At 69.0% G+C, this 6,136-nt stretch carries 5 protein-coding genes; all 5 read right to left on the bottom strand.

What is annotated here, in order from left to right; translation table 11 throughout:
* On the bottom strand, positions 1-1,012 hold a 1,012-nt coding region (locus tag JWQ91_RS00760), incomplete at its 3' end, for an ABC transporter ATP-binding protein (RefSeq protein WP_297779472.1).
* Positions 1,009-2,745, bottom strand: coding sequence for an ABC transporter ATP-binding protein (locus tag JWQ91_RS00755; protein WP_297779471.1), 1,737 nt, complete (start codon positions 2,743-2,745; stop codon positions 1,009-1,011). The genes JWQ91_RS00760 and JWQ91_RS00755, both read right to left, overlap by 4 nt.
* Before the next feature lie 57 nt (positions 2,746-2,802).
* Positions 2,803-4,185, bottom strand: a complete 1,383-nt coding sequence (locus JWQ91_RS00750) for a gluconate:H+ symporter (RefSeq protein WP_297779473.1) — start codon at positions 4,183-4,185, stop codon at positions 2,803-2,805.
* The gene (locus tag JWQ91_RS00745; RefSeq protein ID WP_297779470.1) at positions 4,185-4,700 is read right to left on the bottom strand and encodes a gluconokinase; all 516 of its coding nucleotides are present in this window, start codon (positions 4,698-4,700) and stop codon (positions 4,185-4,187) included. Before JWQ91_RS00745 ends, JWQ91_RS00750 begins: the two co-directional genes overlap by 1 nt.
* A gap of 54 nt (positions 4,701-4,754) precedes the next feature.
* Positions 4,755-6,136 (bottom strand): signal recognition particle protein (gene ffh / locus JWQ91_RS00740; protein WP_297779469.1); only part of this gene is annotated, 1,382 nt, incomplete at its 5' end.

The raw sequence follows: 6,136 nt of genomic DNA, 5'->3' as shown, positions 1-6,136 counted from the left end.
GCACGTCTCCGATGCTGAGCGATCCGGAGGCGACCCGGAGGCCACCGACGACCGCGACCAGGACGTAGTTGATGTTGCTGACGAACATCATGACGGGCTGGATGACCCCGGAGACGAACTGCGCCTTGAACGAGGCGGCGAACACTGCGTCGTTGCGAGTGTCGAACTCGTGGCGCGCCTCCTGCTGCCGGCCGAAGACCTTGACGACCTCGTGGCCGGTGAAGACCTCCTCGACGTGCCCGTTGAGCCGTCCCGTGCTCGCCCACTGCAACATGAACTCCGGCTGCGACCGCTTGGTCACCGCCTTGGTGATCGCGAACGCCAGCGGCAGGGTCAGCAGCGCCACGATCGCCAGCAGCGGCGAGATCACGATCATCATGACGAGGGTGCCGACGACCATCAGGATCGAGCTCAGCATCTGGCTCATGGTCTGCTGGAACGACTGCGCGATGTTGTCGATGTCGTTGGTCGTGCGAGACAGCACCTCGCCGCGGTCGGTGCGGTCGAAGTAGGACAGCGGGAGCCGGTTGATCTTGGCCTCGACGTCGCCCCGCAGGTCCGCGACGGTGCGCTGCACCACGATCGTGGTGAGCCGGCCCTGGAACCACTGGAGCAGCGACGCCAGGACGTACAGCAGCATGACCCCGCCGAGCACCCACGACAGGCTCGTGAAGTCGATCCCGGAGCCCGGCTGGAGGTCGACCGACGCGACCAGGGACGCGAGCTTGTCGTTGCCCTCGGCCCGCAGCCCCTCGACGACCTCCGCCTTGGTCGAGCCCGCGGGGAACTGGTCGGACAGATATCCCGTGAACACGATGTCGGTGGCGTGGCCGAGCACCTTGGGCCCGATGACCGACAGGGTCGTCGCGATGACGCCGAACGCGATGACGCCCCACACGACGGCCGGATCGCGCCGCAGCCGGTCGACCATCCGGCGCAGCGAGCCCGTGAAGTCCTTGGCCCGCGCCGGCGGCATCCCCATCCCGGCCAGTGCCGGCCCCCGACCGCTCATGCCGTCGCCTCCTCGAGGGTCAGCTGGGACAGGACGATCTCGCGGTAGACGTCGCACGTCTCCATCAGCGCGGCGTGCGTGCCGGTGCCGACGACCCGACCCTCGTCGAGGACCACGATCCGGTCGGCACCGCGGATCGTGGAGACCCGCTGGGCCACGATGACGACGGCGGCCTCGGCCGTGACGGTACGCAGGGCGGCCCGCAGCGCGGCGTCCGTCGCGTAGTCCAGGGCCGAGAACGAGTCGTCGAACAGGTAGATCGGGGGCCGCTTGATGATCGCGCGGGCGATCGCCAGCCGCTGGCGCTGGCCGCCGGAGACGTTGGTGCCGCCCTGCGAGATGGGCGCGTCGAGCTGCGCGGGCATCTTGGTCACGAAGTCCGTGGCCTGGGCGATCTCGAGCGCCGCCCACACCTCCTCGTCGGTCGCGTCCGGGCGGCCGTAGCGGAGGTTGGACCCGACCGTGCCGGAGAACAGGAACGGACGCTGCGGGACCAGGCCGATCGCCGCCCAGACGTCCTCGGGGTGGAGCGTGCGGACGTCGTGGCCGTCGATCGCGACGGTCCCGGCGGTCGCGTCGAACAGCCGTGGGACCAGGCCCAGCAGCGTCGACTTCCCGCTGCCGGTCGAGCCGATGATCGCGGTGGTCTCCCCCGGCCGGGCGACCAGGTCGATCCCGTGGAGGACGTCCTGCTCGGCCCCGGGGAACGCGAACGAGGCGCCGGTGATGTCGATGCGTCCCTGGTCGAGGGTCACCGGGAGGGCGCCGTCGGGGGCCAGCACGCTGGGCTCGGTGTCGAGCACCTCGGTGATCCGCTCGGCGGACACCTCGGCGCGCGGCCACAGCATCAGCATGAACGTCGCCATCATGACCGACATGAGGATCTGGACGAGGTAGTTCTGGAAGGCCGTGAGGGTGCCGACGTCGAGGTCGCCGCTGCTGATCCGATAGCCGCCGAACCACGTCGCGAGGACCACCGAGACGTTCATGATCAGCATGACGATCGGGAACATCATCGACATCAGCCGGCCGACCGCGACCGCGACCTCCATGCTCTCGCGGTTGGCGTCGCCGAAGCGGTCCGCCTCGTAGTCCTCCTTGACGAACGCCCGGATCACCCGGATGCCCATGATCTGCTCGCGCATGACGCCATTGATCGTGTCGATCTTGGTCTGCATCAGGCGGAACAGCGGACGCATCTGCCGGATCACCAGGCCGATGCTGATGACGAGCGCCGGGATCACGAGCACGAGGAGACCGGACAGCTCGACGTCCTGGCGCAGGGCCATGACGATCCCGCCGAAGCACATGATCGGTGCGGTCACGAGCAGCGTCAGCGCCATGAACACGATGAGCTGGACCTGCTGGACGTCGTTGGTCGACCGGGTGATCAGGGTCGGCGCGCCGTACTGCGCCATCTCCCGGGCTGCGAACGTCTCGACCTTGCCGAAGACGCCGGCCCGCAGGTCCCGGCCGAGCGCCATCGCGGTGCGGGCGCCGTAGTAGACCGCGATGATCGTGCACACGACCTGCACGATCGTGATCGCGAGCATGATCAGCCCGGTGCGGACGATGAAGCCGGTGTCGCCCGCGACGACGCCGCGGTCGATGATGTCGGCGTTGAGCCCGGGGAGATAGAGATTCGCCAGGGTCTGGATCAGCTGGAAGAGCAGGACCGCCGCGATCGGCCGTTTATAGGGCGCGAGGTACGTCCGCAGCAGCGGCAGGAGCATTGCGTCAGGTTATCCCTGACGTCCCCACCCGGCGCGACCGATCTCCCGGGAGGGTCCTCAGACCACCAGGTTGAGCACCAGCACCACGAGCAGGCCGGTGACCGACAGCACCGTCTCCATGATCGACCAGCTCTTGATGGTCTGGCCGACCGTGAGCCCGAAGTACTCCTTGACGAGCCAGAACCCGGCGTCGTTGACGTGGGAGAAGAACACCGAGCCCGCGCCGATCGCCAGCACCAGCAGCGACAGCTCGCCACTCGGCAGGTCGGCGGCGACCGGCACCATGATGCCGGCGGCGGTGATCGTCGCGACCGTTGCCGATCCGGTGGCGACCCGCACGATGACCGCGACGAGCCACGCGACCAGGAGCACCGAGACGCCGCTGTCGCGGACGAAGTCGGCGATGACGTCGGCGATACCGGTGTCGACCAGCGTCTGCTTGAAGCCACCGCCGGCGCCGACGATCAAGATGATGCCGGCGATGGGCGGCAGCGAGCTGCTCAGCACGTCGGACACCTCGTCCTTGCTCATGCCGGTCGCGATGCCGAAGGTGAAGATCGCCACGATGACGGCGATCAGCAGGGCCACGAGCGGCTCACCGATGAAGTCGAGGATGCTGCGCGCCGTCGTGCCCTCGTCGAGGAGGATGTCGCTGAGGGCCTTGCCCATCATCAGCACGACCGGCAGCAGCACGGTCGCCAGCGTGATCCCGAACGACGGGCGCTTCTCGCGCTTCTCGGTCGACGCGTCGAAGAGGTCCCCGGCGGGCACGGGCACCCACGTGTCGGCGAACCGGGCGAACACCGGTCCGGCGACGACGATCGTCGGGATCGCGACGAGGATGCCGAGGCCCAGGGTCAGGCCGAGGTTGGCGTCGACCAGGTCGATCGCGGCCAGCGGGCCGGGGTGCGGCGGCACGAAACCGTGCATCGCGGACAGGCCGGCGAGTGCCGGGATGCCGAGCGAGATGATCGACCGCTCCGCGCGCTTGGCCACCAGGAAGATGACCGGCATCAGCAGCACGAGACCGATCTCGAAGAACATCGGCAGCCCGATGATGGCACCGATCGCGGCCATCGACCAGGGCAGCATGCGGGGGCTCGACCGGCCCACGATCGTGTCGACGATCTGGTCGGCGCCGCCGGAGTCGGCCAGCAGCTTGCCGAACATCGCACCCAGGGCGATCAGCACGCCGACGCCGGCGACCGTCGATCCGACGCCCGCGCTGAAGCTGGCGACGGCGTCGAGCATCTGGCGGCCGGCGATCGCGCCAACGGTCAGCGAGCCGAGGATCAGCGCCAGAAAGGGGTGCAGCTTGAAGTAGGTGATGGCGATGACGAGCACCGCGATGCCGATCACCGCCGCGGCGATCAGCTGGCCGGTCCCGGCGACGGCCTCGACCGGCTCGGGGGGTGTGGCGGCGGCCAGGGCGGCAAGCATCATGCGTGTCCTCCTTCGGACAGCTCCGCCTGCGCGACGAACTCGTCGACGATCTGGGCGGGGCTCGGGGTGATGTCGAAGACCCAGCCGTGCTCATCGTCCTGCAACGGCTCGAGGGTCTCCTCCTGGGACTCCAGCAGGGAGGAGGGCATGAAGTGCTCCCGGTGCTCCATGCGCGACTTGATCAGGTCGTGGTCGCCGGTCAGGTGCAGGAACGTCGTCCGGGGCGCGGCCGTGACGAGGATGTCGCGGTAGACGCGCTTGAGCGCCGAGCAGCTGATGACTCCCCCGCCGGCGTCGTGCGCGGCCAGCCACGCTCCGATGTCCTCCAGCCACGGCCAGCGGTCCGCGTCGGTCAACGGCGTGCCGGCCGACATCTTGGCGATGTTGGCCTCGGAGTGGAAGTCGTCACCGTCGACGTACGGGACGTCGAAGCGGTCGGCCAGCTCGTGACCGATCGCAGACTTGCCGACCCCGGAGATACCCATGACCACGACCAGCGGCGCAGAACCCATGCCGCCGACGGTATGCGTGGGCCTCCGGCGGCACGCGGGTGGGTCGCTCCCGACCTACATCAGGTCCTTGAGCTCCTTGGGCAGCTCGAAGTCGGTCGATCCCTGACCGGCCGGGAAGCCGAACGCGCTGGCGCCGTCCTGCGCCGGCGGCGTGGCGGCCGTCGCGGCGGCGCGCTTGGCCGGGTTGCCGGACACGCGCTTGCCCTTCTTCTTCTGCTGGGGCTTCTGCTTGGCGCCGGCCCGCTTGCCGGCACCGGGCAGGCCCGGCATCCCGCCGGGCATCCCGGGCATGCCGGGCATGCCGCCGCCCTTGGCCATCTGCTGCATCATCTTGCGGGCGTCGAAGAAGCGGTCGACCAGGCCGTTGACGTCCTTGACCTGGGTGCCGGACCCCTTCGAGATCCGCAGCCGGCGCGAGCCATCGATGATCTTGGGGTTGTCGCGCTCGGCGGGGGTCATCGACAGGATGATCGCCTTGATCCGGTCGACCTCGCGCTCGTCGAAGTTGTCGAGCTGCTCCTTGTACTGGCCCATCCCGGGGATCATGCCCATGATCTTGGACATCGAGCCCATCTTGGCGATGGCCTCCATCTGCTTGAGGAAGTCGTCGAGGGTGAACGACCCGCCCATGAGCTTCTCGGCGTCCTTGGCCGCCTGCTCGGAGTCGAACGCCTTCTCGGCCTGCTCGATCAGGGTCAGCATGTCGCCCATGTCGAGGATGCGCCCGGCCATGCGGTCGGGGTGGAACGCATCGAAGTCGGTCAGCTTCTCACCGGTCGACGCGAACATGATCGGGCGGCCCGTGATCGACCGGACCGACAGTGCGGCACCACCACGGGCGTCGCCGTCGAGCTTGGTCAGCACGACACCCGTGAAGTCGACGCCCTCGAGGAAGGCCTCGGCCGTGACGACGGCGTCCTGGCCGATCATCGCGTCGATGACGAACAGGACCTCGTCGGGGTCGACCGCGGCGCGGATGTCGGCGGCCTGCTGCATCAGCTCGGCGTCGATGCCGAGGCGTCCGGCGGTGTCGACGATGACGACGTCGTGCAGCGTGCGCCGCGCCTCGGCCAGGCCGTCGGTCGCGACCCGGACGGGGTCGCCGACCCCGTTGCCGGGCTCGGGGGCGAAGACCTTGACGCCGGCCTGCTCGCCGACGACCTGCAGCTGGGTGACGGCGTTGGGGCGCTGCAGGTCGGCCGCGACGAGCATCGGGGACTTGCCCTGCTCCTTGAGCCAGAGCCCGAGCTTGCCGGCGAGAGTGGTCTTGCCGGCACCCTGGAGGCCCGCCAGCATGATGACGGTCGGGGGGTTCTTGGCGTAGCGCAGACGTCGGGTCTCACCGCCGAGGATGGTGACCAGCTCGTCGTTGACGATCTTGATGACCTGCTGGCCCGGGTTCAGGGCGCCGGACAGCTCGGCCCCACGGGCCCGCT

This window comes from Aeromicrobium sp. (assembly GCF_025965075.1).
Taxonomy (GTDB): Bacteria; Actinomycetota; Actinomycetes; order Propionibacteriales; family Nocardioidaceae; genus Aeromicrobium.
This window is presented reverse-complemented; position numbering and strand designations above follow the sequence as displayed.